Annotated in this window: 1 protein-coding gene; it reads left to right on the forward strand. The window is 67.6% G+C overall.

The window, feature by feature from the left end:
- The first annotated feature begins 63 nt into the window (after positions 1-63).
- Positions 64-2,319, forward strand: a complete 2,256-nt coding sequence (gene pcrA, locus E1264_RS41910) for a DNA helicase PcrA (protein ID WP_165964662.1) — start codon at positions 64-66, stop codon at positions 2,317-2,319.
- Positions 2,320-2,567 lie beyond the last annotated feature (248 nt).

A 2,567-nucleotide genomic window follows, 5' to 3' on the forward strand; every position in this document is an offset into this window, starting at 1 on the left:
AATCGGGGGGCGGGGGCGGGGAGACGCCGAAATCGTCGGTGTGGAGCCGTAGACTCGCACGTGATGTCGAAGACCGAAGCCAACCCCTTGCTGGACGGGCTCAACCCGCAGCAGCGCGATGCCGTGCTGCACTCCGGTGGGCCGCTGCTGATCGTCGCGGGCGCCGGATCGGGCAAGACCCGGGTCCTGACCCACCGCATCGCCCACCTGCTCGGCGCGCGGGAGGTGCACCCCGGCCAGATCCTCGCGATCACCTTCACCAACAAGGCCGCGGCCGAGATGAAGGAGCGGGTGGACGCGCTGGTCGGCCCGCGTTCGCGCGCCATGTGGGTGATGACGTTCCACTCGGCGTGCGTGCGCATCCTGCGGCGCGAGGCCAAGCGGCTCGGCTTCCCGACCAGCTTCTCGATCTACGACCAGGCCGACGCGAACCGCCTCATGGCGCTCGTCTGCCGCGAACTCGACCTCGATCCGAAGCGCTACCCGCCGAAGGCGTTCAGCGCGCAGGTGTCGAACCTGAAGAACGAGCTGATCGACTACGAGTCGTTCAAGGCCCGCGCGTCCACGCACATGGAGCAGACGCTCGCCGAGGCGTACGAGATGTACCAGGCGCGGCTCCAGCAGGCCGGCGCCATGGACTTCGACGACCTGATCATGATGACGGTCAACCTGCTGCAGGTCTTCCCCGAGGCCGCCGAGCACTACCGGCGCAGGTTCCGGCACGTCCTCGTCGACGAGTACCAGGACACCAACCACGCGCAGTACGAACTCGTCCGCGAACTGACCGCCCCGGTCGAGGGCCTAGGCGCGGCCGAACTGTGCGTCGTCGGCGACGCCGACCAGTCGATCTACGCCTTCCGCGGCGCGACCATCCGCAACATCCTGGAGTTCGAGCGCGACTACCCGGACGCCACGACGATCCTCCTGGAACAGAACTACCGCTCCACGCAGACGATCCTGTCGGCCGCCAACGCGGTCATCGAGCGCAACGCCGACCGCAAGCCGAAGAAGCTCTGGTCCGACCAGGGCGAAGGCCACAAGATCACCGGCTATGTGGCCGACAACGAGCACGACGAGGCCGCGTTCGTCGCCCGCGAGGTCGACCGCCTCAGCGACGAGGGCGACGCGCGCCCCGGCGACGTCGCCGTCTTCTACCGCACCAACGCGCAGTCCCGTGTCTTTGAAGAGGTCTTCATCCGCGTCGGCCTGCCGTACAAGGTCGTCGGCGGCGTCCGCTTCTACGAGCGCAAGGAGATCCGCGACGCGCTCGCCTACCTGCGCTGCCTCGCCAACCCCGAAGACGCCGTCTCCCTGCGCCGCATCCTGAACGTCCCGAAACGCGGCATAGGCGATCGCGCCGAAGCGTGCGTCGAGGCGTACGCGTCCCGAGAGCGGATCTCGTTCTGGCAGGCCCTCCGGGTGCCCGAGGACGTGCCCGGCATGGCGACCCGCTCGATCAACGCCGTCCGCGACTTCGTCGCCCTGCTGGACGAACTGCGCGACGCCGCCGAGTCGCTCACGCCCGCCGACCTGGTCGCCGAGATCCTGAAGGCGAGCGGCTACCTCGCCGAGCTCCAGGCCTCCAAGGACCCGCAGGACGAGACCCGCGTCGAGAACCTCCACGAACTCGAAGCCGTCGCCCGCGAATTCGAGGAGCGACTTGACGGCGAGCCCGCCGAGGGCCGCCTCCCCGAATTCCTGGAACAGGTGGCTCTGGTCGCCGACGCAGACTCCATCCCCGGCGGCGCCAAGGGCGGCCCCGTGCCCCCCGGCGAGCAGCCGGAAGAGACCGAGGGCGGCGTCGTCACGCTGATGACGCTGCACACCGCCAAGGGCCTGGAGTTCCCCGTCGTCTTCCTCACGGGGATGGAGGACGGCGTCTTCCCGCACCTGCGGGCCATGAGCAACCCGAAGGAACTCGAAGAGGAACGCCGACTCGCCTACGTCGGCATCACGCGCGCTAGGCAGCGTCTGTACCTATCGCGTGCCGCGATGCGCAGCGCATGGGGCGCGCCGCAGGTCAACCCGCCGTCGCGGTTCCTGGGCGAAGTGCCGAAGACGCTCGTGGACTGGGAGCGCGAGGCGTCGTCGACGTCGGGGTCGGCCATGGCCCAAATGGCGTCGAGGCCAGGTGTCCGCTCGCCTGGCAACCGTCCCGTTCCGTCTCTCGCACCAGGCGACAAGGTAACCCACGACGCCTTCGGCCTGGGAACGGTCGTCTCCGTCTACGACGGCGGCCAAAAAGCCAGCGTCGACTTCGGCGGCGACTACGGCGTCCGAACCCTAGTCCTCCGCTACGCCACCATCGAGAAGCTCTAGCTTTATCTCTTTTTGCCGGTTACGCCCAATTCCGATGGTCATGGGACTTGGGCTGGGCTGGGCTGGGCTTGGGGCGTTCGTTCGAGGCTCTTTTAGGTTCTGATTTCCTAGTTCTTTTTCTAGTTCTAATGTTGTGGTTCTAATGTTCTGGGTTCGGGGTGGGGTGGCGCTGCGTACGGGGCCGCCCCTCCAAAGTCAAGGGCGCTTCGCGTCGCTTCGCGATGGGACTCCGTCCCACCCTTGACTTC

Origin of the sequence: Actinomadura sp. KC216 (assembly GCF_004348535.1) — a bacterium.
In the GTDB taxonomy this organism is placed as follows: domain Bacteria; phylum Actinomycetota; class Actinomycetes; order Streptosporangiales; family Streptosporangiaceae; genus Spirillospora.

What these genes read in the sequence shown, in the direction of transcription:
- pcrA (WP_165964662.1), top strand. Translation starts at nt 64, where the DNA reads ATGTCGAAGACCGAAGCCAACCCCTTGCTGGACGGGCTCAACCCGCAG.